Source organism: Pseudomonas sp. B19125, from assembly GCF_044218855.1.
Classification (GTDB): Bacteria; Pseudomonadota; Gammaproteobacteria; order Pseudomonadales; family Pseudomonadaceae; genus Aquipseudomonas; species Aquipseudomonas edaphica.
In genome coordinates, this window is sequence record NZ_CP162589.1 from 4,826,410 (window position 1) to 4,850,467 (window position 24,058).

The 24,058-nt window shown below is 61.0% G+C and carries 24 protein-coding genes; 14 read left to right on the forward strand and 10 right to left on the reverse strand.

Annotated elements, in window-relative coordinates; all coding sequences use genetic code 11:
• Positions 1 to 36 precede the first annotated feature (36 nt).
• Positions 37 to 627, forward strand: a complete 591-nt coding sequence (locus AB4P96_RS21765) for a 2-hydroxychromene-2-carboxylate isomerase (protein WP_186618333.1) — start codon at positions 37 to 39, stop codon at positions 625 to 627.
• 175 nt (positions 628 to 802) lie between these two features.
• Here the strand turns inward: AB4P96_RS21765 and AB4P96_RS21770 are convergent, their stop codons facing one another.
• The 3 genes from AB4P96_RS21770 to AB4P96_RS21780 form a co-directional block, all read right to left on the reverse strand.
• Entirely contained in the window at positions 803 to 2,611 is a 1,809-nt protein-coding gene (locus AB4P96_RS21770; protein WP_186618334.1) for an aminopeptidase P family protein, read from the reverse strand.
• A gap of 49 nt (positions 2,612 to 2,660) precedes the next feature.
• A complete protein-coding gene (locus AB4P96_RS21775) occupies positions 2,661 to 3,821 on the reverse strand; it encodes a cysteine desulfurase family protein (protein ID WP_186618335.1) in 1,161 nt (386 codons plus the stop codon).
• Positions 3,822 to 4,055: 234 nt separating this feature from the next.
• Complete coding sequence (locus AB4P96_RS21780) at positions 4,056 to 4,325, reverse strand: hypothetical protein (protein WP_138453707.1); 270 nt, start codon at positions 4,323 to 4,325, stop codon at positions 4,056 to 4,058.
• Positions 4,326 to 4,725: 400 nt separating this feature from the next.
• Between AB4P96_RS21780 and msuE the strand changes: the two genes are divergently transcribed.
• From msuE to AB4P96_RS21800, 4 genes are all read left to right on the forward strand, one after another.
• Positions 4,726 to 5,289 carry an FMN reductase gene (msuE, locus tag AB4P96_RS21785; RefSeq protein ID WP_017136343.1) on the forward strand — a complete coding sequence of 188 codons (564 nt, stop codon included), beginning with the start codon at positions 4,726 to 4,728 and terminating at the stop codon, positions 5,287 to 5,289.
• A 9-nt stretch (positions 5,290 to 5,298) separates the two neighbouring features.
• Positions 5,299 to 6,441, forward strand: a complete 1,143-nt coding sequence (gene ssuD, locus AB4P96_RS21790; RefSeq protein WP_017136344.1) for an FMNH2-dependent alkanesulfonate monooxygenase — start codon at positions 5,299 to 5,301, stop codon at positions 6,439 to 6,441.
• Positions 6,442 to 6,607: 166 nt separating this feature from the next.
• Positions 6,608 to 7,795 carry an acyl-CoA dehydrogenase family protein gene (locus AB4P96_RS21795; protein ID WP_017136345.1) on the forward strand — a complete coding sequence of 396 codons (1,188 nt, stop codon included), beginning with the start codon at positions 6,608 to 6,610 and terminating at the stop codon, positions 7,793 to 7,795.
• A gap of 11 nt (positions 7,796 to 7,806) precedes the next feature.
• Positions 7,807 to 8,910 (forward strand): sigma-54-dependent Fis family transcriptional regulator, encoded by a 1,104-nt coding sequence (locus AB4P96_RS21800; RefSeq protein ID WP_017136346.1) that lies wholly within the window; start codon positions 7,807 to 7,809, stop codon positions 8,908 to 8,910.
• Here AB4P96_RS21800 and AB4P96_RS21805 read toward each other — a convergent pair.
• Positions 8,899 to 9,264 carry an antibiotic biosynthesis monooxygenase gene (locus AB4P96_RS21805; RefSeq protein WP_099547893.1) on the reverse strand — a complete coding sequence of 122 codons (366 nt, stop codon included), beginning with the start codon at positions 9,262 to 9,264 and terminating at the stop codon, positions 8,899 to 8,901. The two genes, AB4P96_RS21800 and AB4P96_RS21805, sit on opposite strands and share 12 nt — an antisense overlap.
• A 100-nt stretch (positions 9,265 to 9,364) precedes the next feature.
• Between AB4P96_RS21805 and soxR the strand changes: the two genes are divergently transcribed.
• From soxR to AB4P96_RS21830, 5 genes are all read left to right on the forward strand, one after another.
• Positions 9,365 to 9,814 (forward strand): redox-sensitive transcriptional activator SoxR, encoded by a 450-nt coding sequence (gene soxR, locus AB4P96_RS21810; protein ID WP_099547892.1) that lies wholly within the window; start codon positions 9,365 to 9,367, stop codon positions 9,812 to 9,814.
• A gap of 165 nt (positions 9,815 to 9,979) precedes the next feature.
• Entirely contained in the window at positions 9,980 to 10,438 is a 459-nt protein-coding gene (locus AB4P96_RS21815; RefSeq protein WP_236448255.1) for a VOC family protein, read from the forward strand.
• Between the two features lie 409 nt (positions 10,439 to 10,847).
• Positions 10,848 to 11,723 (forward strand): alpha/beta fold hydrolase, encoded by an 876-nt coding sequence (locus AB4P96_RS21820; protein WP_170040041.1) that lies wholly within the window; start codon positions 10,848 to 10,850, stop codon positions 11,721 to 11,723.
• Positions 11,724 to 11,819: 96 nt separating this feature from the next.
• Positions 11,820 to 13,124, forward strand: coding sequence for a dicarboxylate/amino acid:cation symporter (locus tag AB4P96_RS21825; RefSeq protein WP_395600074.1), 1,305 nt, complete (start codon positions 11,820 to 11,822; stop codon positions 13,122 to 13,124).
• 141 nt (positions 13,125 to 13,265) lie between these two features.
• The gene (locus AB4P96_RS21830) at positions 13,266 to 14,180 is read left to right on the forward strand and encodes a LysR substrate-binding domain-containing protein (RefSeq protein ID WP_395600075.1); all 915 of its coding nucleotides are present in this window, start codon (positions 13,266 to 13,268) and stop codon (positions 14,178 to 14,180) included.
• Here AB4P96_RS21830 and AB4P96_RS21835 read toward each other — a convergent pair.
• From AB4P96_RS21835 to leuC, 6 genes are all read right to left on the reverse strand, one after another.
• Positions 14,161 to 15,393, reverse strand: a complete 1,233-nt coding sequence (locus tag AB4P96_RS21835; RefSeq protein ID WP_017136352.1) for an MFS transporter — start codon at positions 15,391 to 15,393, stop codon at positions 14,161 to 14,163. The genes AB4P96_RS21830 and AB4P96_RS21835 overlap by 20 nt on opposite strands.
• Positions 15,390 to 16,130 carry a 2OG-Fe dioxygenase family protein gene (locus tag AB4P96_RS21840; protein WP_186618345.1) on the reverse strand — a complete coding sequence of 247 codons (741 nt, stop codon included), beginning with the start codon at positions 16,128 to 16,130 and terminating at the stop codon, positions 15,390 to 15,392. The genes AB4P96_RS21835 and AB4P96_RS21840 overlap by 4 nt, the downstream gene beginning before the upstream one ends.
• Positions 16,131 to 16,134: 4 nt before the next feature.
• A complete protein-coding gene (locus AB4P96_RS21845) occupies positions 16,135 to 17,499 on the reverse strand; it encodes an acetyl-CoA carboxylase biotin carboxylase subunit family protein (protein WP_395600076.1) in 1,365 nt (454 codons plus the stop codon).
• 26 nt (positions 17,500 to 17,525) lie between these two features.
• Positions 17,526 to 18,680: a KamA family radical SAM protein gene (locus AB4P96_RS21850; protein ID WP_169985824.1), complete on the reverse strand. Its 1,155-nt coding sequence runs from the start codon at positions 18,678 to 18,680 to the stop codon at positions 17,526 to 17,528.
• Positions 18,681 to 19,126: 446 nt separating this feature from the next.
• Positions 19,127 to 19,741, reverse strand: coding sequence for a 3-isopropylmalate dehydratase small subunit (leuD, locus tag AB4P96_RS21855; protein ID WP_395600077.1), 615 nt, complete (start codon positions 19,739 to 19,741; stop codon positions 19,127 to 19,129).
• Entirely contained in the window at positions 19,738 to 21,156 is a 1,419-nt protein-coding gene (leuC, locus tag AB4P96_RS21860; RefSeq protein ID WP_395600078.1) for a 3-isopropylmalate dehydratase large subunit, read from the reverse strand. Before leuC ends, leuD begins: the two co-directional genes overlap by 4 nt.
• A 268-nt stretch (positions 21,157 to 21,424) precedes the next feature.
• On the opposite strand from leuC, the gene AB4P96_RS21865 reads away from it, so the two are divergent.
• The 4 genes from AB4P96_RS21865 to AB4P96_RS21880 are packed head-to-tail and all read left to right on the forward strand — an operon-like array spanning position 21,425 to position 24,040.
• On the forward strand, positions 21,425 to 22,624 hold the full coding sequence (locus AB4P96_RS21865; protein WP_017136358.1) for a PepSY domain-containing protein: 1,200 nt from the start codon (positions 21,425 to 21,427) through the stop codon (positions 22,622 to 22,624).
• Complete coding sequence (locus AB4P96_RS21870; RefSeq protein ID WP_395600079.1) at positions 22,624 to 23,163, forward strand: thiamine pyrophosphate-binding protein; 540 nt, start codon at positions 22,624 to 22,626, stop codon at positions 23,161 to 23,163. Before AB4P96_RS21865 ends, AB4P96_RS21870 begins: the two co-directional genes overlap by 1 nt.
• On the forward strand, positions 23,160 to 23,483 hold the full coding sequence (locus tag AB4P96_RS21875; RefSeq protein ID WP_099547881.1) for a hypothetical protein: 324 nt from the start codon (positions 23,160 to 23,162) through the stop codon (positions 23,481 to 23,483). The genes AB4P96_RS21870 and AB4P96_RS21875 overlap by 4 nt, the downstream gene beginning before the upstream one ends.
• Positions 23,480 to 24,040 carry a DUF6162 family protein gene (locus tag AB4P96_RS21880; protein WP_170040029.1) on the forward strand — a complete coding sequence of 187 codons (561 nt, stop codon included), beginning with the start codon at positions 23,480 to 23,482 and terminating at the stop codon, positions 24,038 to 24,040. The genes AB4P96_RS21875 and AB4P96_RS21880 overlap by 4 nt, the downstream gene beginning before the upstream one ends.
• The last annotated feature ends 18 nt before the right edge of the window (positions 24,041 to 24,058 follow it).

Below are 24,058 nucleotides of genomic sequence, written 5' to 3' on the forward strand. Positions count from 1 at the left end.
CCGGTCAAGAACAACAATAAGCAGCGAGAATCGACGATGAGTAAAACCCTGGAATTTTTTTTCGACCTCGGCAGCCCGGCCACTTACCTGGCCTATACGCAATTGCCTGCGCTTTGCGCCGAGACCGGTGCGCAACTGGTGTATCAACCCATGCTGCTGGGTGGCGTGTTCAAAGCCACCGGCAACGCCTCCCCCATCAGCGTGCAGGCCAAAGGTCGTTACATGTTTGATGACTTGGCGCGATACGCCAAACGCTACAACGTGGCGCTCAAGTTCAACCCGCACTTCCCGATCAATACCCTGGTGCTGATGCGTGCCGTCATGGGTATCCAGATGCGCCAGCCCGAGCGCTTCCAGGCCTTCATCGACTGCCTGTTTCGCGCCATTTGGGTCGAAGGTCGACATCTGGGCGACCCCGCCGTCGTGGCCGCCGTGCTGAGTGAGGCCGGTTTCGACCCAGAGGAAGTCCTGAACCTGGCCAACGATGAAAAGGTAAAAGCCGCCCTCAAGGACAAAACCGAACAGGCTGTTCAGCGCGGGGTATTCGGTGCACCCAGTATGTTTGTAGGCAATGACCTGTTCTTCGGTCAGGACCGTCTGGAATTTGTGCGCGAAGCGCTCCGCTAAAACTCGATCGCCAGGCGCCCCTGAGCGCCGCTTGCGAGCAAATCGCAAGCGGCGTTTACCGTATGCCGGTCGAAGCGGTGCGGATCCATGTCACGTTGCGTATCGGCGAATTAGGTGGTGTCGGCCCCCAATCGACGCCAGCCGGCCAGGGGCAAGGCCCCTGAACGGCAACCGATCAGATAGCGGCGGTACGTACCTGCAGCCATTCCAAGGCTGCACCACTGAGCAGCGGGCTCAGGCGTTCACGCACCTCGGCGTGGTAAGCGTTGAACCATTCGCGCTCATCCGCCGTCAGCAACGACGGCTGCAGGCAACGGGTGTCGATCGGGCACAGGGTCAGGGTTTCAAACCTGAGGAAATCACCGAACTCGGTCTTGCCTGCTTCGCGGTTCAACACCAGGTTCTCGATGCGCACGCCCCAACGACCCGGGCGATAGGTACCTGGTTCAATCGAAGTAATCATCCCCGGCTGCATTGCGGTTTGCGGTGCGGTGGCGGCCTGGTAGGCGATCACCTGCGGACCTTCGTGCACATTCAGGAAATAGCCTACGCCATGACCTGTACCGTGGCCGTAGTCCACGCCTTCGGCCCAGATCGGCGCACGGGCGATGGCATCCAGCAATGGCGAGAGAATGCCCTTGGGGAAATGCGCACGCGACAAAGCAATCACGCCCTTGAGCACGCGCGTGCAGTCGCGTTTCTGCTCGTCGCTTGGCGTGCCGATGGGCACCATGCGCGTAATATCCGTGGTGCCGCCCAGGTACTGGCCGCCGGAGTCGATCAGCAACAGGCCATCGCCTTCGATCAACGCATGCTCTTCTTCGGTGGCGTGGTAATGCGGCATCGCACCGTTGGCGTTGAACGCTGCGATGGTGTTGAAACTCAGCGACACATAATCGGGGCGACGGGTACGCGCGGCGGTCAAGTGCTCGTCGATGGTCAGCTCGGTGATGCGCTCACGGCCCAACGCACTGTCCAGCCAGGCGAAGAATTCACAAAGCGCCGCGCCGTCTTGCTCCATGGCTTGGCGGATATGTTCGGCGTCCGCCAGGCTTTTGCGCGACTTGGCCAGCGTGGTCGGGTTCAAGCCCTCGACCAGCTTCACGCCGGCATCGAGGTTTTCCAGCAAACCGGTGGTGACGCGTGCCGGATCAACTTGCAGGCTGACACCCGCCGGAACTGCACGCAGCGCATCCGTCACTTCGCTGTAGTCGCGCAAGGTCACGCCGTCCCGCTCCAGTACCGCGCGCAGCTCGGCATCGACCTTGCTCAGCGCCACAAACAGCGTGGCCTGCTGTTGATTGATCAAGGCAAAGGACACAAACACCGGGTTGAACGACACATCACCGCCGCGCAGGTTGAACAGCCAGGCGATGTCATCCAGGGTCGCGATGAAGTGCCAATCGGCGCCCTTCTCTTTCAAGCTGGCACGCAGGGCGGCGAGTTTGTCGCCACGGCTGACCGTCGCCTGCGGCGGCAGGTGTGGGTAGATCGGCTGGTTCGGCAAGGCCGGGCGGTCTTGCCAGACTTCATTCAACAGGTCGATATCGGTACGCAGGCGAGCGCCGCGCTCGGCCAGCTTGTCGCCCAAGGTACGTGCCGAGGCCACGGCCATCACCGCGCCGTCCACTGCGACCACGCCGCCTTCCGGGGTTTGCTCGGCCAGCCATTCCAGCGGGCCGGGTTGGCCCGGTTGCAGCTTCACCAATTCGATGCCGCTGCCCTTGAGCTCCTTGGTCGCCTGTTCCCAGTAACGGCTGTCGGCCCACACGCCGGCAAAATCCGCGGTGACAATCAACGTGCCTACCGAGCCATAAAACCCCGACAGCCATTGCCGCCCCTGCCAGTAACCCGGCAAGTACTCGGACAGATGCGGGTCGGCCGACGGCACCAGCAGGGCATGGATGCCCTCGCGGCGCATCAGTTCGCGGGTATGCGCCAGGCGCTGGGGAACCGTTCCATGGGTCAAAGGCTGCGTGCTCATCATGTCTCCTGCTAACCACTCATAATTGTTATGTGTTGTGACTGAAAAATCAGACCGCCCAGAACGCCGGCGCATTGACCAGTGCGGCCTTGATCAACTGCACGGCCGCGTCGATATCCTGCTCGGTGGTAAACCGGCCCAGGCTCAAGCGAATAGTTCGACCGGCGCTGCGTGCGTCATGGCCCAAAGCCAGAAGCACGTGTGACGGCGCATTACTCGCCGAATTGCACGCCGAGGTGGCCGAAAACGCGATACCTGCGCTCAGGGCCTGGGAATTAAATTCACCCTCGGTGAACGTGAGGCTCAGTGTATGGGGAATGCGCTGGGTGGCGCTGCCATTGAGGCGCACGCCGGCAATCGTGTCCAACTGATTGAGCAGGCGCTGACGCAACGCGACGATAGCGGCTTTTTCTTCAGCAAAGGACTGCGCCGCCAAGGCGAAGGCAGTTCCCATACCGGCAATCTGGTGAGTCGCCAGGGTGCCGGAGCGCAACCCGCCTTCGTGGCCGCCACCGTGAATCTGCGCCAGTACCTTCTGCTGCGCGCGCGGGCCAACATACAGCGCGCCAATGCCCTTGGGTCCGTACAGCTTGTGCGCAGAAAACGACATCAGGTCCACCGGCCATTCAGCCAGGTCGATCGCGACCTTGCCCGCGCCTTGCGCCGCATCCACATGCAGCAGCGCGCCGTGCTCACGTACGCGCGCACCAATGGCGGGGATGTCATTGAGGGTGCCCAACTCGTTGTTTACCAGCATCAGCGACACCAGGAAGGTGTCTTCGCGCAAGGCTTCACTGACTGCCTCGGCGCTGATCAAGCCTTCAGCGTCCGGCACCAGGTAGGTCACGGCCACGCCGGCGTCCTGCAACTGCCGCGCGGTATCCAATGTGGCCTTGTGTTCGATCTGGCTGGTGATGATATGCCCACCTGCCACACCTCGCGCCTGGGCCACGCCTTTGATGGCCAGGTTGTTGGATTCGGTGGCACCGGAGGTCCAGACGATTTGCTCAGGCTGGGCACCGACCAGCTCGGCCACTTGGCGCCGTGCCTGCTCGACCGTGTGCCGGGCCGCCTGGCCGAACGCATGGGAGCTGGACGCGGGGTTGCCGAAGTTGGCATTGAAGCCCAGACACTCGACCATCACTTGAATGACCCGCTCATCCACCGGCGTGGTGGCGGCGTAGTCGAAATACAACGGACGTTTATTCATGACGTTAAGACTCGCAGAGCGTATTCCCCAGGACAGCGCCTCGGGAGGGCATCGACCGGAACAGAGGTCGTCAGGTTTAACCCGTCGGATGCCATAAAAGAAGGACCACTTTATGCAAATGTGCGTAGGAACGCTCCTGAAATTCAGCTTAACAGGCTGAAGTATCCCAATGGCAAACAAAAAGCCCGAGGTTCCTTAAGGGAATCCTCGGGCTTTTTGCCACTTGGCGCCGGCTCAACTGGGGCGACCGTGCATCACCACACTGCGTTCGGCGTTCATTTCGCCCTGGTGGTCGAAGCCGAACGGCTTCTGTGGCTGCCCGGTCAACGCGGCCCGCTGCTGTTGATATTCATCAAACGACAGGCCACGACGGCTCAAGGCTTCAAGGGCCAATTGCCTGGTTTCTTCGGCGGTATAAGGACGCGACTCAGGCGAAGGATGGGTCGCACATCCGGCAAGGACAGCGCTGACAACTATTAAGGAAACAGCCAGAAAGTGGTTCATGGTGAAGGCCCTGCGAAGGAGGTTTGTAGTCAATGAACACAGGCTACTCCCGCCCTCGCACAGTGAAAAATCATCCGCCGTGATAGTCGCTATCAACCGTTCCGGCATGCTTGATAGCCGCCCACTCATATTCATTTAAGATCTATAAATATGGAAATACGTTCGTTTACGGCATAACCATAACCTTCTATAAATGGCCCTGCGCGCAACCGACACTGTTCGCCACGCAACTGTTGGCCAGGCAACAGTCATTCAACAAAACCGCAACCAGGCAACAGTTCCTTTTTCAACAGTTCGTCTGCAGCCCTCGCCAATCAAGGCTTGCAGCCATTGGTACAGCTCTTGCTCAACACGCTCCATTTCACCTGCTACCCACCCCTGTTGAAAAAGGAACTGTTCTATGTCACGGCCCCTGAATGTCGTTGCCCTCTCTGGCGGAACCTGGCGCCCATCGCGCACCTTGGTATTGACCCAGGCCGTGCTGGCCGAACTGGCCACGTTGCTGCCGATCCAGACCACCCTGATCGAGTTGGGTGACATTGCCCGCCCCTTGGGCGGCGCACTCTCACGCGATGAACTGCCGGCCGAGGTCGAAACGCAACTGTTGGCCATCGAACAGGCCGACCTGCTGATCGTTGCCGCGCCGGTGTATCGCGGCTCCTATCCTGGCCTGCTCAAGCACCTGTTTGACCTGGTAGGCCTCAACGCCTTGATCAACACTCCGGTGTTGCTCGCGGCCACCGGCGGCAGCGAGCGCCATGCACTGGTCCTCGATCACCAGTTACGTCCGCTGTTCAGCTTCTTCCAGGCCTTGACCCTGCCGATCGGTGTGTACGCCACCGAAGCTGACTTCACCGACTACCAAATAACCAGCGAGTTATTAAAAGCCCGCATTCAACTGGCCGCAGAACGCGCAGCGCCGCTGTTTGCCGCGCACTCCCCTTCTCTGCTGAAAATCGCTTAAGGATTTGTCATGGATGTTTTCTGGTTTCTGCCCACACATGGCGACGGCCATTTCCTCGGTACCACCCAAGGTGCGCGCCCGGTCACCCTCAATTATCTGAAGCAGGTGGCGCAAGCGGCTGATAGCCTCGGTTACTTCGGCGTGCTGATTCCTACCGGGCGCTCGTGTGAAGATTCCTGGGTAATCGCCTCGGCGCTGGTACCGCTGACGGAACGCCTGCGTTATCTGGTGGCGATTCGCCCGGGGATCATCTCGCCCACGGTGTCGGCGCGCATGGCCGCGACCCTGGACCGCTTGTCCAACGGCCGATTGCTGATCAACGTGGTCACCGGTGGCGACCCCGACGAAAACCGTGGCGACGGCAGCTTCCTCGACCACAGTGAACGCTACGAAGTCTCCGACGAATTCCTGCAGATCTGGCGCCGTGTGTTGCAGGGCGAGTCGGTGGATTTTGAAGGCAAGCACCTGCGTGTGCAGAACGCCAAAGCGCTTTACCCGCCGGTGCAGAAGCCGTATCCGCCGCTGTACTTCGGCGGTTCGTCGGATGCTGCCCACGACCTGGCCGCCGAGCAGGTCGACGTGTACCTGACCTGGGGCGAGCCACCCGCCGCCGTTGCGCAAAAACTTGCCGACGTGCGTGAACGCGCAGCGCGCCATGGGCGCACCGTCAAGTTCGGCATTCGCCTGCATGTAATCGTGCGCGAAACCGAAGAAGACGCCTGGAAAGCCGCCGCCAAACTGATCGAACACATCAGCGATGAAACCATCGCCGCGGCGCAAAAATCTTTCTCGCGCTTTGATTCCGAAGGCCAGCGGCGCATGGCGGCTTTGCATGACGGGCGCCGCGACAACCTGGAAATCGCCCCCAACCTGTGGGCCGGTGTCGGCCTGGTACGCGGCGGTGCCGGCACCGCATTGGTGGGCAACCCGCAGCAGGTGGCCGAACGCATCCAGGAATACGCCGACCTTGGCATCGAGAGTTTCATCTTCTCCGGCTACCCGCACCTGGAAGAAGCCTATCGCTTTGCCGAGCTGGTGTTCCCGCTGTTGCCGGAACCTTACGCCAGCCTCGCCGGGCGCGGCATCACCAACCTCACGGGGCCGTTTGGCGAAATGATTGCCAATGATGTGTTGCCGAACACCAAAGCCTGAGCGCGCTGAAATCCCCCCCCTATGTGGACACTGCTCTCCTGTGGGAGCCGGGCTTGCCCGCGATGCAAACGACGCGGCGTTTCAGTTGCACCACAGCGATGCTATCGCAGGCAAGCCAGCTCCCACATTTGAACGTGATTGCCAGACAGACATTGAGGAACCCCGCGTGACAGCCAACCCCCACAGCGTCCTGCCTTCACCCTTGCAGACCGCCAAGCTGCTGGCCGCCGAATTTGCCCTCACCGCCGTTGAACGCGATGAGCGCGGCGGCACGCCCAAGGCCGAACGGGACGCGCTGCGCCAAAGCGGCCTGCTGGCCCTGAGCATCCCCACGCAATACGGCGGCCTCGGCGCGCGCTGGAGTGAAACCCTGGGCATCGTGCGCGAGTTCGCCAAGGTCGACAGCTCCATCGCCCATGTCTTCGGCTTTCACCACCTGATGCTCGCCACCGTGCGCCTGTTTGCGCGCCCGGACCAATGGCAGCCGTGGTTCGAGCAAACTGCGCGTAAAAACTGGTTCTGGGGCAACGCCCTCAACCCGCTGGACACGCGCACGGTGGTCAAGGATTTCGGCGGCTGGCGAGAATTTTCCGGCAAGAAGAGCTTCTGCTCCGGCGCCAGCGATTCGGAAATGCTCATCGCCTCGGCCGTGGACGAAAGCGCCGGCGGCAAACTGCTGATCGCCGCGATTCCCAGCGGGCGCAGCGGCATTACGTTGCACAACGACTGGAACAACATCGGCCAGCGCCAAACCGACAGCGGCAGCGCCAGCTTTGAACGGGTGCGCGTCGAAGAGTCCGAGTTGCTGCTCGACCCCGGCCCGCTGAGCACACCCTTCGCCTGCCTGCGCCCGCTGATCGCGCAGTTGACGTTCACGTATATGTTTCTCGGGATTGCCGAAGGCGCCTTTGAAGAAGCGCGCAACTACACCCGCACCGAAACCCGTGCGTGGCACAAATCCTCGGCGGGCGATGTGCGCCAGGACCCTTACGTGCTGCACCACTACGGCGAATTCTGGGTGGCCCTGGAAGGCGTGCGCCTGCTGGTCGAACGCGCAGGCGAATTGCTCGACCAGGCCTGGGCCAAAGGTGCCAGCTTAAGCGAACAGCAACGTGGCGAACTGGCCATTGCCATCGCCACCGCCAAAGTCGCCGCCACCCGCCAAGGCCTGGACCTGTGCAGCCGCCTGTTTGAAGTCACCGGCGCGCGCTCGACCCATGCCTCACTGCGCCTGGATCGCCACTGGCGCAACTTGCGCACGCAAACCCTGCACGACCCGGTGGATTACAAACTCCACGAACTGGGGGACTGGGCGTTGAACCAGTCCCTGCCGATCCCGACGTTCTACTCCTGAGAGAGGTGCCCATGCAGCTGTTAACCTTACCGCCCTCGCCCGCCCTCGCGACCTCGATTCGCGCTACGGCCCAGGTCTTCGAAGACCCCAAATCCCAGGCGCTGCTCGACCATATCCAGCAAGTGGCGCCCAGCGAAGCGAGTGTGCTGATCATCGGCGAGACCGGCACCGGCAAAGAGCTGGTGGCACGCCATATTCATAACCTCAGTGCGCGGCGCAACCGGCCCTTTGTGGCGGTGAACTGCGGCGCGTTCTCCGAATCCCTGGTGGAAGCCGAATTGTTCGGGCATGAAAAAGGTGCGTTTACCGGCGCCCTCAGCGCCAAGGCCGGCTGGTTCGAAGAGGCCGACGGCGGCACCTTGTTCCTCGATGAGATCGGCGATTTGCCGATGGCGATCCAGGTCAAACTGTTGCGCGTACTACAGGAACGCGAAGTGGTGCGCCTGGGTTCGCGCAAGAGCATTGCGATTGATGTGCGCGTGCTGGCGGCCACCAACGTGCAGCTGGAAAAAGCCATCAACGCGGGGCACTTTCGCGAAGACCTCTACTACCGCCTGGATGTGGTCAGCCTGGAACTCAGCCCATTGCGCGAGCGCCCCGGCGATATCCTGCCGCTGACCCGGCATTTTATCGAAGCCTATAGCCAGCGCCTGGGCTACGGCCCGATCACCATCAGCCGCGAGGCCGAGCACAAGCTCAAAAGCTACAGCTGGCCGGGCAATATCCGCGAGCTGGAAAACGTGATTCACCACACCTTGCTGATCTGCCGTAATGGCGTGATCGAGCGTGATGATCTGCGCCTGTCGAACATGCGCATCGAGCGCCAGGACGACAGCCAGCACGGCACCGACAACAGCGCCGACGCCTTGCTGGCCCGCGCCTTTCAAAAGCTCTTCGAAGAACAGGCCGGCGCCCTGCATGAAAAGGTCGAAGACGCGCTATTGCGCGCCGCTTACCGTTTCAGCCATTACAACCAGGTGCACACCGCGAACCTGCTGGGTTTGAGCCGCAACGTCACGCGCACGCGCCTGATCAAGATCGGCGAGTTGGCGGTGAACAAACGCCGCCCCGGCGAAAACGTGCAAGGCGAGCGCATGCTGCATTTATCCATTTAGGCGGCAGTGCAACGCGTTGTCATGGCTGCGCTCGAAACTGCGCAGCACCTGGAATGAACCGAAGGTCACCGCCGTGGCCTGGTGGGCGCGAATCAGCATCCAGAAGTCTTCCTCGCCGTGCTCAAAACACTTGAACGCCGCCTCGCCGTCCTCACGCGATCGCCATTGCAGGTAATTGAGCACCCGCCGCCCGTCGTCGCTGACTTGCACACTGGCATTGATAAAACCGCCATGGCCCTGGGCCAGGCGTTCGCTCTGGGTGGACAAGGCCGCTACCAGGGCAAATTGCTGCCGGGGCTCGATCTGAAACTCGATCAACTGAGTGAAGCTGCGATTTTTCTCTGATACCTGCATGAACACTCCCCTCTCTCTGTAGGCAGAATCTTGCGATTCGATGCCACGCAGGGTAAAACCTCTAGTTAAGTCAAGGTCAAGCGCTTATCTGGAGTTTTTTATGCTTACCAAGGAACTCACCGTCGGCCAACTCGCCGCACGTAGCGGCGTGGCGGTTACGGCGCTGCACTTTTATGAGTCCAAGGGGTTGATCAAGAGCAACCGCAACGCCGGTAACCAACGGCGCTACCCACGGGATGTGTTGCGGCGCGTGGTGGTGATCAAGATCGCACAACGTTTGGGGATTCCATTGGCGACCATTGGCGAGGCGTTGCAGACCTTGCCGGACGGGCGCACGCCCACTGCACAGGACTGGGAACGCTTGTCGGCGCTGTGGCGCGAGGATCTGGATGAACGCATTAACAAGCTGATGCTGCTGCGCGACAAACTCAGTGGTTGTATTGGTTGCGGGTGTTTATCGCTGGAGGCGTGTCCCCTGCGTAATCAGGATGACAAGCTGGGGGAATGTGGGCCCGGCGCGCAATTACTTGAGCCCAGCCCCGAAACCTGACCTGAAAACCCAATCAATGTGGGCGCTGGCTTGCCTGCGATGCAGACAACCCGGCCTGTCAGTTAAACCGAGTTGCCAACACCTCGTCGGTTACCTGCAAGCCACGGCGGGCGTGGCCTATAGTGAAAAGGCCGGACCTTCACAACCCCACCTGAGGAGAACGATATGAGCGTTAAGCCAATCCCTGAGGGTTATCACAGCGTCACGCCGTATATGGGCATCGATAACGCCGCCGAGGCTATCGAGTTCTACCAGAAAGCCTTTGGCGCTACCCAGGTCATGCGCCTGGACATGCCCGATGGCAAGGTCGGCCACGCCGAGCTGCGCATCGGTGACTCGGCGATCATGCTCGGCTCGCCTTGCCCCGAAATGGCCTTGCGCAACCCTGACGAACACACCAGCGTCGGTTTGCACCTGTATGTGAGAGACGTGGATGCGCAGTACCAACAGGCCATTGATGCAGGCGCCCTTTCGGTGTCTGAGCCAAAAGATCAGTTTTACGGCGACCGCTCGGCTAGCGTGAAAGACCCCTTTGGTCATCTGTGGTTTTTGGCTACGCGCAAGGAGGACCTGACTGAAGCGCAGATTCGCGAGCGAGCCACGGAAATGTTCAAGCAAGGCTGAAGTTTCAATAACCCTGCACATCCAATGTGGGAGCTGGCTTGCCTGCGATAGCATCAACCGGTTGTACCTGATGTACCGAGGTGTCTGCATCGCAGGCAAGCCAGCTCCCACAGAAAAGCAGATCTTCGGTGTATGCGGATCCGCTTTAGCTTTTGACCTAACCACTCAGGTCGGCTACTAGGCCGCCGTGCTCTGCTTTTGATCTGAGGCGCCCCGTTAACCACGATGGCCGAACGCAGGCTTGAATCCGTGACCCGCCGTAAGGGCGGAACCCTAAGTAGCCGTTACCGCAGCAACGGATATGTACCCCGCTCCTACACACTTCATGAACAACCCCTCCACGCTTTCCCCCTTGCCCCGAATCCCACGTGATTCCACGATGCAAGCACTTACAAAGAGGAGTCATTCCATGTTCGCCGGATTCCAAAAAGACCAGTGCCACGTCAACGGCGTGGACATCAGTTACCGCAAAGGCGGTACAGGTCCCGGTCTGCTCCTGCTGCACGGGCACCCGCAAACCCACGTCATCTGGCACAAAGTCGCCGAACAGTTAGCCGAACAATTCACCGTGGTCGCCGCCGACCTGCGCGGCTATGGCGACAGCAGCAAACCACCCGTCAACGACCACCACACCAACTATTCCAAACGCGAAATGGCCCGCGACGGCGTCAAGCTGATGCAAGCCCTGGGCTTTGACACCTTCTCGGTACTGGCCCACGACCGTGGCGCTCGTGTGGCCCACCGCCTGGCCCTGGACCACCCCGCCGCCGTGCAGCGCATGGTGCTGCTGGATATCGCGCCCACCTTATCGATGTACGCCCAGACCGACGAAGCCTTCGCCCGCGCCTACTGGCACTGGTTCTTCCTGATCCGCCCGGCGCCGTTGCCCGAAGCGCTGATCGAGAGCAACCCCGAGCTGTACCTGCGCAGCGTCATGGGCAGCCGCAGCGCCGGGCTCAAGCCATTCACCGATGAAGCCTTCGCCGAATACCTGCGCTGCCTGCAACTGCCCGGCACCGCTCGCGGTATCTGCGAGGACTATCGCGCTGCCGCCGGTATAGACCTTGAGCACGACCAGGCCGACATCGACGCCGGCAACCATCTGAACCTGCCGTTGCTGGTGATGTGGGGCGCCGAAGGTACTGTCGGCCGCTGCTTCGAGCCGCTCAAGGAATGGCAGAAAGTCGCCACCGACGTGCGTGGCAAAGCCCTGCCGGCTGGCCACTACATCGCCGAGGAAGCACCTGAGTTATTGCTTGGCGAAGTCCTGGCCTTCCTTCGCTGAGTGCACTGACACCGTGATCTGAAACACCCGCCTCGCAGGCTGCCAATGACCTGCGACGGGTTCGCTTTGCCCAAAAAACATCCCGAGATAATAACAATGACAATCCGAAAACTGCTGGGAACCCTGTATATCCAGGTGCTCATCGCCATCGCGCTGGGTGTGTTGATCGGCCATGTCTGGCCGCCAATCGGTATCGACCTCAAGCCGCTGGGCGACGGGTTTATCAAGCTGATCAAGATGATCATCGGCCCGATCATCTTCTGCACGGTGGTGTCCGGCATCACCAGCATGCACGATGTGAAACAGGTGGGCCGGGTCGGCGGCAAGGCGCTGCTGTACTTCGAGATCGTTTCCACCATCGCCCTGCTGATCGGCCTCCTCGCCGCGCACCTGCTGCAACCGGGCGTGGGTTTCAACATTGACGTGAAGACCCTCGACAGCTCGGCCATCGCCGGTTTTGTCGGCCAGGCCGAACATGGCGAAGGCATCACCGGGTTCCTGCTGCACGTGATCCCCACCACGTTTTTTGATGCGTTCTCCAAGGGCGAAATCCTGCCGGTCCTGTTTGTCTCGGTACTGTTCGGTGTCGGCCTGGTGATGGTCGGGGAAAAAGGCCGGCCATTGGTGGGCGTGATCAACCAGGCCAGCGAAGTGTTCTTTCGCATCGTCGGCATCATCAGCCGCGTGGCGCCCATCGGCGCGTTTGGGGCGATTGCCTTCACCATCGGCAAATACGGCGTGGGTTCATTGCTGCCGCTGCTGAAGCTGGTGGGTACGTTTTACCTCACCGCGTTTTTCTTTGTGGCCGTGGTGCTGGGCAGCATCGCGCACTACGCCGGCTTCAGCATTTTCAAGCTGATGGGCTATATCAAATCGGAGCTGTTGATTGTGCTCGGCACCAGTTCGTCGGAGTCGGCGCTGCCGCAACTGATCCAGAAACTCGAAAGCCTGGGTGCGTCCAAAGGCGTGGTGGGCATCGTGGTGCCGACCGGCTACACCTTCAACCTCGACGGCACCAACATCTACATGACCCTGGCGGTGTTGTTCCTGGCGCAGGCCACCAATATCCACTTGCCGCTGGAGCAACAATTGACCTTGCTGGCGGTGGCCATGCTGACCTCCAAGGGCGCCGGTGCGGTGGTCGGTGCAGGTTTTGTGGCGCTGGCCGCGAGCCTGGCCGTGGTGCCCACGGTGCCGGTGGCGGCGATGGTGCTGATCCTGGGTGTCGACCGTTTTATGGCCGAGTGCCGCTCGCTGACCAACATCATCGGCAATGCCGTCGCGGCATTGGTGGTAGCCGCATGGGAGGGTGAGTTGGACCGCGAAAAAATGGCCCCTATCGCCCTCAAGCATGGCCGCCATGCGCGGGCTGCCGCGCAGGCGAAGATCGCCGCCGAGTAAGCTTTAAAGACAATCACCTTGCTCCCGCTGGGCTGCGCAGCAGCCCCAGAATCCTGGGCACACCCACCAGGTCCAGCGGCAGCAAGCTCCCTCACCACACCGGTGCTATTCTGGCGGCTCATGCCGCCACGTCTGTCTCTGATGACTCATAAGAAAGATACCGTGCCTCTACCCGAAGACCTGCGGGTGTTCCTCACCGTGATCCGCAAGGCCGGCTTCGCAGCCGCCGCCGATGAACTGGGGCTGTCGCCTGCGTATGTGAGCAAGCGCATTCAGATCCTCGAATCCACACTGGCCACGCGCCTGCTGCACCGCACCAGCCGCCGCATCGCCCTGACCGAAGACGGCGAGCGAGTACAACGCTGGGCTGTGCGTATCCTCGAAGATTTCCAGCAACTGTCCGATGAACTCAGCGATGCCCACGACAGCCCGCGCGGGCATCTGCACCTGTGCAGCAGCTTCGGTTTCGGCCGCAATCATGTGGCGCCGGCCCTGTCGTTGCTGGCCGAGCAGTACCCGGACCTGGAAATCCGCCTGGACCTGTTCGACCGCGTGGTGGATATCGTCAGTGAAGGGTTTGACCTGGAGATTCGCGTCGGCGATGACATCCCCGGCCAGCACATCGGCAGGCGGCTGGTGAGCAATCGCCGCGTGCTGTGCGCGGCACCGGAATACCTGCAACGCAAAGGCACGCCGCAACAGTTGAGCGACCTGGAGCAGCACGACTGCCTGGTGCTCAAGGAGCGCGACAATGCGTTCGGTATCTGGAACCTGGAGCGTGACGGCGCGCCCGAAAGCGTGCGCGTGCGCGGGCCGCTGTCATCGAACAATGGCGAGATCGTGTTGCAGTGGGCGTTGGACGGGCGCGGTGTGTTATTGCGCTCGATGTGGGACGTAAAACCGCTGCTGGAACAGGGCAGGCTGGTGCAGGTGCTGCACACCTACACCCAAAGCGCCAACGTGTGGGCGGTGTACCCGACACGTTTGGCCTACTCCGGCAAATTGCGCGCCTGCGTGGAATTTTTGCAGGAGCACTTCAAGGGGTTGTCGATCTGACGCCCCGCGTGGCGCTGACACCCAGCCATACCGTCATGATCACCAGGGCGGTCAATGGCAACCCGTGGAACAGCACGATCACCTGGGCCGGCGTCCACGTCAGGTAGAACGGCCCCACCACCAGCATGCCCACGCCAAAGCCGGCCATCTGGATCAGCGTCAACAGGCTGAACAGCGGCAGGCGCAAGCTATCGGGTTCGCTTTGTGCGCGGGAAACCAGCGCCACCTCGGAGATGCCATCGCCCAGCCCGGCCCACACCACCAGCAGCAGCGCCAGCCACAGTTCGGTTTGCTGGAAGGTCAGGATAAAGCCGCTGGACATCAGCGCCACACCCGCCATGAACCAGCGCTCCATGCCTTGGGTGCCACGGCCCTTGAGCAACGCACTGGCCAGGCGCGCGCCGATGAACTTGCCGCAGGCCCACACCGCCAGCAAGTAGCCCATGACGGTTTTCGCAGTGTCCGGCGAAATGTATTGCGACAACACCGGCCAGCCGACGTTATGTGCCGCGCTGCCGAGGGTGTCGAGCATGCTGATCAACAACATCGCCGCCAACACCGGTGCACCGCGCAGGCCTTTGGTCAACTCATGCCATTCGGCCGCAAGCCCACGATGCGCGGCCACGGCGACTGAATACAAGGCGCGCAACGGCAGGATCAGGCAAGCCGCCACCACGTAAGTGCCGATGTTGACGGCAAACACCGCCTCGAATCCGCCCGTGGCGATCAGCACACCGGAAAGCAAGCTGCCAAACACCGCACCGGTAGCCGCCGCCGAGGTGATCCAGGCATTGGTGCCCACCCGCTGTTCAAGCGCCACCCAGGTCGGCAACTGGCTGTTCAGGCCAATGGCAAACAGCGAATTGCACAGGCCGATGCCGAACGCGATAAACGGCAGCACGTTAAGTTGATGCGCCGGGATCAGCACCAGCAGCGGCACCAGTAACAGCGCGCGGGCCAGGTCCAGCCCGGCCAAGGTACTGCGCCCCGGGAAGCGCCGGAAAAACGGGATGCCGAACAGGCTGGCGACAATCCCGCCCGTGACCCGGCACGCCAGGAACACACTGACAAACACCACGCTTTGGCTGAGCCAGTAAACGTAGGTCGAGAGCGCCACCATGTTGAGGAATGCGCCGAAGTCCGACACGCCCCGCGCAAAGATGATCAAGCGTGCGTTGCGGGTCGACAGGCCCAATGGCTGAACGTCACTCATGCCGGTTGTACCTCGTCTTCTACCCGTACGTCATCAGCCGTCACGCCGCGCAGGCTCACCAGCAGTACATCGCGCCAGGCCGGTGCCGAATCGGCCTGCGCCCGCACGGCGCCGGCGCGGTGATATAGCCCACGGTCGTTGATCACGATGGTTTCCAGGAACTGCTCCATCGCCAGGTCCAGCACGCGGCTATGCTCCGCCTCACCGGTAAACACCTCGGACACCACCGGCACCGTGTTGCTCTGGCCAATGAAGTGCATGAACACCCAGTCCAGGCCATCCTGATGAATACCCGAGGTAGTCGGGCTGGGCGATGGCCCCTCTGCACGCACGCGAAACTGGTGGATATCAATGGTGTAGGCATGCGGGCCAAGGTGCGGTTCGAGCACCGCCAGGTCGGTGGCGAGCAATTTCTGCATCAGTGGGTGCTCGATAAAGCCCTCCTCGCTGTAGCTCAAGTGGTTGACGCCCTGGCGATAGTTGACCGCATAGGTGACCGGCGACTTGAACGCGCTATTGCGGTCGATCTGCAACTGCCGCGTCGGGGATAAACGATAGCGCAGGATCCGCCGTTCGCGATGCGTGTATGCCTTGAACGCCTCATCGCGCACCAGGTTCGCCCAGTAGGCGCGAAAGCTTTGCTCCTCGCCAGGCTCAACCTTGAGCAACTGGCCAAAGTCCCGACGGTGACAATAGTGGTGCTCGCGCAAGTACGCGCCAATCTGTGGGATATCCATATCGCTAACCCTTATTGTCGATAATCACGCGCAGATTGTGCCGTATTGCATCATGCACCGCATGGGCGTGGGCAGCATCGTCGACCCTGGCCCAGCACTTGAGCAAGTAATGCTCTTCGATATCGGCATCAATAGAGTGACCGGACTCCTGTTGGGCATATTCCAGCACCGCCGGCTGTTGAGCGAGCCATTCAAGGCCTTCAATACCCTTGAAGTGGCCACTGTGCTCCGGATAGATCGCCAGCATCGAGTAGTGTTGCGAGGCCTGCGCGACCTGGCGTGCGCCGGCGTCCAACTGCGCATTCACACCTGGCTCACCCAGCAGCAGCGACAGATACAGCTGGTACGGGTCAATGCCTGCCAAGTCACGGAACGCGGCATTGACGTACAGCCCGCCGACGCGTGGGTTGATTTCGATCACCACCGGCCCCGCGTCCGTCATGCGGAACTCGAAATGCACCACGGCATTGGTCAGGCCCACCGCGCGCAGGCACTCCACGGCGTACTGGCGGATCTGCTCACACTGGGCGTCGGTAAAGGACGTCGGCGGCGAAATCAGCAGGTTCTCCAGGACGGTGCCACTGCGCTCGGTCAACATCAGTTTTTCATTGATCAGCAGCGCATGCACCTGCTCGCCCGCCACCACACACTCCACACTGCCTTCAATACCTGGGATGAACCCTTCAAGCAAAAGGCTACGCCCCGGCAGGTATTCTCGTCGCTGCCCATCGTCCTCCGGCAACGTGTGGGCGCAGCCGTAGAAATCCGCATAGGCTGCGCTGGCATGATCTGCCAGGAAATGCGCGTAGTGGCTGCGCAACTGCGCCCAGTCAGAGCATTTCTTGATAAACGCCGATGCGCCACCAAAGGGTGGCTTGGCGATCAGCGGGTAACCGACTTGCTCGGCACCTTCGCGCAGTTGCTGTTCGTTGTTGCACAGCGCAAACGGCACCGAACGCACGCCGAGTTTTTTCAGCGCGCGGCGCATCAGGAACTTGTTGTTACACGCAGCAATGGCAAGTGGGTCGCTATGCACCAGGCCCAGCCGCCGACAGGCCTGCGCCACGATGCAGCCGACTTCGCCCTGCGCAGACGGGTGGCCGGCCTGGCAGAAGATTGCGCGGATCTGGTACTGCCCATCCAGCCGCCCCACCAAATCCAGAATCGATTGTTCATTCAACGCGTCGAGCAGGAACACTGCATCACTGTCGTCCCGCAGCCGCTGCAGGTGCTTGCGTCCGGCCACCCCCGCCGTCAAGCAGGCCAGGCCTTGGGCACGGGCCGCCGCGAAGTGCGGCTCGCGGTAGCAATAGCGAACAGAGGCACTGTCATCCACATCAATAAAAAGAATGGCATCTTGTTTCATCATTAATACCGCCTCATGCGTCAGTCACTTCAGGCATCCTGCCAACTGCACCACTGCCCTTCCCAATTACGGAAGCGGTAATGACGTTGCCCATCGCGCACTTCAAAGTGCGGCAAGTCTTGTGGCTTTTCAAAGTCCAGCAGCGGCACGGTAAACTTGCCCTGTGCATGCGGCAGCACATATTCCGGCATGGCTATATTGGACACGCGCCGCTTGAGGCGATCCATAATAGCGATGGCGTGGCTGATCGATGCTTTATATTCCGACGCCCCCGGAGAAAACGGCATGAAGTGGTACAAGTAATACGGTTTTACGCCCAGCCGATATAGGTCAATAAACAGTTTATGCAAGGTGGCTTCATCGTCATTCACACCGCGCAACAGCGGCATGTTGGAGAACACAATCGGCACCACACTCTGGATACGTTTAACCGCCACGGCAAAGTCCGCACTCAGTTCCAGCGGGTGGCATACATGCACGCCAAACGCATTGACCTTGTACTTTTCCAGCATGGCCAATAACTCATCGGTCACCCGAAACGGGTTAAAGCTCAAGGCCCGTGTGTGCAGGCGAATCAGCAGGTCGTCGCGGATGCCACGCAGGGCGGCGAGGTTCTCTTCGAGCTTGCGGTCGGCGAGCATCAACGGGTCACCGCCGCTGAGAATCACCTCTTCGATGGCCGGGTTGTTGCGGATGTACTCGAGCGAGTCCTTGAACGAGTCGGCGCTGGCATTGGCCTTCTCGGTACCCACTTGCAGGGTGCGCAGCGCTTCGAAGCAGAACTGGCAATAGGCGTTGCAGGTGTTGGTCATGCGCAGGATCACGCGGTTGTCGTATTTGTGCTGGCAAATCGGCGTTTTCATTTCGTGGCCAAGTTCCCAGTTCTCCGAGGTGCCGTCGTAATCGCCAGCGACCTGTTCGCTCCAGTAGGGCACTACTTGGCGCCACAGGGGATGGTCCATCACCTCGCCATCGGTGAGAGAGCGCTTGATCAAGTCAATGTAATAAGGGGTTATCTGCAGCTTGCGGTCTTGCAAGTTGTGTTCGATATGCGCGCTGGTTTCCTCGCTCCAGCCACCGCAGGCAGCCCGCAGTGCCGGTTCATCGCGGATGGCATTCTTCTGCTGCCAACGCCAATCCTGCCACTGTACCGAACGGTGGATCGCTTGATCAAAAATCGACATGAGTTTGAACTCTCTGTGTTCTGAACGAATGTTAAGGCATCGGCATACGTGCCTTTTCACACTGGAAAAGACCGTAATATCCGCAACAACGACAACTGATTGACAGGTGGCAGAAGTCGATCAAGTTACCCACTCGATCACCGGCACCAGAGAGATATAAATGACCACTAATTCACGGGGCATGGCATCAACTTCCTTTTCTTATAATGTGCGACTTTCCAAGTCAGCATCCACTTAAGCCGATGACCTACAAGGTGTCAACAAATACCCTTGTATTTTTTCAGGGCTTCATCTACTAACGCTACACCGCCCTTGCAATCACTGAGGTTACGCGGTGCAACCGGCGTTATTTGAAAAGTAAATAGTCCCCCCAAAAAAAACGCCCCCCAATAACTGGAGGGCGTTTGTTCTACTTATATAACTACGTAGTTACCCCATTAAGGTTTTCAACCAAGCCAGGGGTTGGCCGCCAGATGCTGGCGCTCGAAGGTTTTGATCTGCTCACTGCGTTGCAACGTGCTGCCAATCGCATCCAGGCCGAGCAACAACGCGGTCTTGCGCAAGGTGTCGATCTGGAACGAGATCACCTGGCCATCGCCCAAGCGAATCTGTTGCGCCTCAAGGTCCACGCTGATCTGCGCCTGCGCAGGCTGGCTGACCGTCTGCCCGAGTGTGTGCAACACCGCCTCGTCCAAGGTAATCAGCAACACTCCGTTGCGCTGGCAGTTGTCATAAAAGATCCCGGCAAAGCTACTGCCGATCAGCGCGCGAATGCCCATCTGCTTCAAGCCCCACACCGCGTGTTCGCGGCTCGAACCACAGCCGAAGTTGGGCCCCACCACCATAAAACTCGCGCCCTGCCAGGCCGGCTGGTTCAATACGAATTCGGGGTTGGGTGCGCCATTGGGCAAAAAGCGCAGGTCAAAAAACAGCCCGCGATCGAGGCCGGCGCGGTCGATGCCTTTGAGAAATTGCTTGGGCATGATCACGTCAGTGTCGATATTCGCCGCCAGCATCGGCGCGGCCTGGCCGGTGACCTGGGTAAACGGTTGCAGGCTCATGGGCGGTCTCCAAAATGACGGATATCAGTGAGGCGGCCGGTGATGGCCGCAGCGGCGACCATCGCCGGGCTCATCAAGTGAGTGCGCGCCCCGGCGCCCTGGCGGCCTTCGAAGTTGCGGTTGGTGCTGGACGCGCAGCGATCACCGGGCGCCAGCACGTCATCGTTCATCGCCAGGCACATCGAGCAGCCTGACTGGCGCCATTCGAAGCCGGCGTCGATAAAGATCGCCGCCAGCCCTTCGGCTTCGGCCTGGTCACGCACTTCGGTGGAGCCCGGCACGATCATCGCCCGCACATGCTCGGCCACCTGCTTGCCGCGCACCACACTGGCGGCGTCGCGCAGGTCTTCGATGCGCGCGTTGGTGCAAGAGCCGATAAACGCGTGGCTGATCACAATGTCGCTGAGCGGCATGCCGGCTTCCAGGCCCATGTAGTTGAGGGCGCGGCGCATGTCCTGGCGCAGGATCAGGTCGCTGACGTCTTGCGGGTCCGGCACGCGGGCGCCGATGGGCGCGGCCTGGTCGGGGCTGGTGCCCCAGGTAACCATAGGCTCCAGGGTGCTGGCGTCCAGCTGCACTTCCTGGTCGAACACCGCGTCGGCGTCGGTGTGCAACGTGCGCCATTGCACCAGGGCTTGTTCCCACAACTCGCCCTTGGGCGCACGCGGCTTGCCTTTGAGGTAGGCGAAGACTTTTTCGTCGGGTGCCATAAACGCGCCCCGCGCGCCAGCTTCCACCGCCATGTTGCAGATGGTCATGCGCGCTTCAACACTCAGCGCATCAATGGTGGCGCCGCGAAACTCGATGGCGTAACCGGTGGCCCCGGACGCGCCGATCTTGCCGATCAGCGCCATGATCACGTCCTTGGAGGTCAGGCCGTTGCCCAGGGTGCCCTCAACCGTCACGCGCATGCTTTTCAGGCGTTTGTACACCAGGGTCTGCGAGGCCAGCAGGTGCTCGATTTCCGAGGTGCCGATGCCAAAGCCGAAGGCGCCGAGGGCACCGTAGGTGGTGGTGTGGCTGTCGCCGGCGGCGATCACCATGCCCGGCAGGATAAAGCCCTGCTCCGGGGCAATCACGTGTTCGATGCCTTGGCGTTTGTCGAGGATGTCCAGCAGCTCGATACCGAAGTCCTGGCAGTTTTCCGCCAGGTACGAGACTTGCCGCGCGCCGCCTGCGTCAGGCATCGCGGCAATGCGCATGGGCGTGGTGGGGTTTACGTGGTCGACCACCGCCAGCGCGGTGCCGGGGCGCCATACGCCACGCTTGGCCTCGCGCAGGCCGCTGAACGCCTGGGGGCTGGTGTATTCGTTGATCACCTGGCGGTCTATATACAGCAGCACATGGCCCTGGTCATCCAGGGCGCACACCGTGTGGGAGTCGATGTGTTTGTCGTAGAGGGTTCTGGCAGTCATGTTTGTGGACTCACTTTTATAAGCGCTCGCTCAACGGTATGACCCCATCCTACGCAGCCCCCCGGCCCCATCAATGGCACCTGGGTGATGGCTTGGAACATGTTTCGTGTTCAATCCGGCAACGCTGAAACATTTTCTTTCATATCCCGCTTAGGGATTTCTCATTCTCATCCGTCTTAACTTAGATACAGCCCGTCGCGTCAGCAAAAGCTACGACTGGCCTTTTCCGGGCCTCCTTCGCCCTCCTCCGATCAAGACCCGCATTCACATGTCGAAGAAGTCACGCTCAAAACTCTGGTTTCTGGTTCATAGCTGGTTGGCGTTGCCCATCTGGTTTTTTGTACTGATCGTCTGCGTCACCGGCACCCTGGCGGTGGTCAGCCAGGAAATCGTCTGGCTGGCCAACCCGGACATCCGCGCCAGCAAGCCGTCGGACGATGCCGAACGGCTGAGTTACGACCAGGTCATCGGCGCCATCAAGCGCAACGAACCCCAGGCAATCGTGCAGTCGATCACCCGCCCGGACGAGTCGCACTTCGCGCTGAGTGTCGACCTCAGTTACCCCGACGGGCGCTCGGTGGAGGTCTACGTCAACCCGTATACCGGCGTGATCCAGGGCATCAGCCCAGCGTTCAACTTCCAGCAATTTACCCGTGCCTTGCACGGTTGGTGGCTGGTGCCGTTTACCAATGGCTACAGTTGGGGCTGGTACCTGGTGTCGGCGCTTGGCATACCGCTGCTGGCATCCCTGGTCACCGGGCTGGTGGTGTACAAGCGTTTCTGGAAAGGGTTTCTGCGCCCGACCCTGCGAATCCGCCATGGCGCGCGGATCTTCTGGGGTGACTTCCATCGTTTGAGCGGTATCTGGTCGATCTGGTTTATCGCGGTAATTTCCATCACCGGCATTTGGTTCCTGATCCGGGCAATTCTGGGCGACAACCAGATATCCATCTCCAGTGAGCCCATCGTGCCGGTAATTGCCCGGGAGAAGGTGCCTGTGTCGGCACCGGGCGTACCGGCACCAATGATCCCGATCGATCGGGCCATCGAGATCGCCACGCAGCGCATTCCCGGGCTGGAGGCCAGTTTTGTGTTCCTGCCCAGCAACGCCTATAGCCACCTGCAGATCGGCGGGCGCGGCTGGTACCCGTTGATGTTCCAGACGGCGCAGCTCAACCCGTACGACGGTGAAATTGCCGTGTCGCACCTGCTGTCCGACCGCTCGACACTGGAGTTCGTCACCGAATCCATGCGACCGCTGCACACCGGCGACTTTGGCGGCCTGTGGGTCAAGCTGATCTGGGCATTCTTCGGCCTGATCATGAGCATGATGGTGTTGAGCGGTCTGCTGATCTGGACCAAACGCACCGCGCTGGCCACCCTCAACGCCTTCAAGCGCGAGGCCAAGACGCAACGCGCGCCGGCCCCCGCCACGGCCAGGCAGGCTGAAACCTCGGAGGCCAATTGATGAGCAAACATGCGACCACCACACCACCTTCGCCGCTGCGGGCCTTTTGGCTCAAGTGGCGCTTCCACATCAATGTCCTGCTGTTGCTGGTACCGCTGGGGTTCATGCCCAAGTACTTTGCCGACGCTGCACTGTTTCGCGGTGACAGCGGCATTGGCGAGCGCGTGGCCGGCGAAGTGCAGGTGGGGCCGTGGAGCCTGACCCTCGCAGAGTTTCGCAACGAAGGCCCGCGCCCGGACCCGGCCGGCCCGATGAAATTTTTCAACGCCGCCCTGTGCGACACCTGCGCCGAGCAGGTCAAGGCCACTTACCTGCGTATCGGCAAACCGCGCAGCCTGCGCGCGGCCGGGGTGATTTTCTTCGGCACGCCGTACCGCATGGGTGCGGTGTTGCCGGTGCCGGAACGCACACCCGTGGATGCCGAAGTGTGGGTGACCATGGAAGGCTGGGACGGCTCCATGCACCAGGGTTCCATTCCGCTGAGCCAGGCCTCGCCTGCCACCATTGCCTGGCTGAACAAGCAAGGAGTTAAACCATGACGTTAATGCGCCTGACTCGCGCCGCTTTATTGCTCTGCGCCGGCTTCAGTGGCGTCGCCCTGGCCCATAACCCGATGTGCGAATGCAAGGAAATCCCCGGCGAACAGATCCAGTGCACCGGCGGTTTTTCCGACGGCAGCGGCGCGCCGGGCGTGACCCTGGATGTGATCGGCTACGACGAAACCATCCTGCTGCCGGGCAAGCTCGGTCAGGACTCGACCCTGACGTTCAAAAAGCCCTCGGCCGAGTTTTACGTACTGTTTGATGCAGGCCCCGGCCATGTGGTGGAAATCGACCAAGCGGATATCCAGCCCCAATGAGCACCACACAGGTTGTACGCCCTGCCGGGGCCGGCCATGAAACCCTTTACGTGTTGCTGCTGTGCCTGATCATCCTCGCGGTGGCTGGCACGGTGGTGGCGCTGCACGGTGAAACCCAGGAGGTCGCCGCCGTGCCCAGCCACCAACTGGACGCACGCCGTGACCTGAGCGCTGCCGAGCAAGGCATCTACGCCGACCTGCGCGTGACCCTGGATGAAATCCAGCTGTTGCAGCAGGAGCAAAACGCCCTGCCGACGCCCACGCAACTGGCCGAAGAAGGCTTCGCACCGTTTGCCCAGGACGCCAGTTCGGTGAGCCGTGGCGACCATCGCTGGCAGTTGCTCGAGCCTGCGGCCTACCTGGGTTTGAGCCAAGCGCCAAGCACCAGCGGCTCGGTGCTGATGCGCGTGCAAGGTGACGAGCCGGATGTGTGGCTCAACCGCCAGGCCAACCTCGCCGCCCCTGCCGACCTCACCGACGCGGCGCTGATCGCCGCCGGCTGGCGCCAGGTGGTCACGCAATTCGATGCCGGCGTGACCCGCCAGCACCGTCACTGAACCAGAAGACCGAGTGAC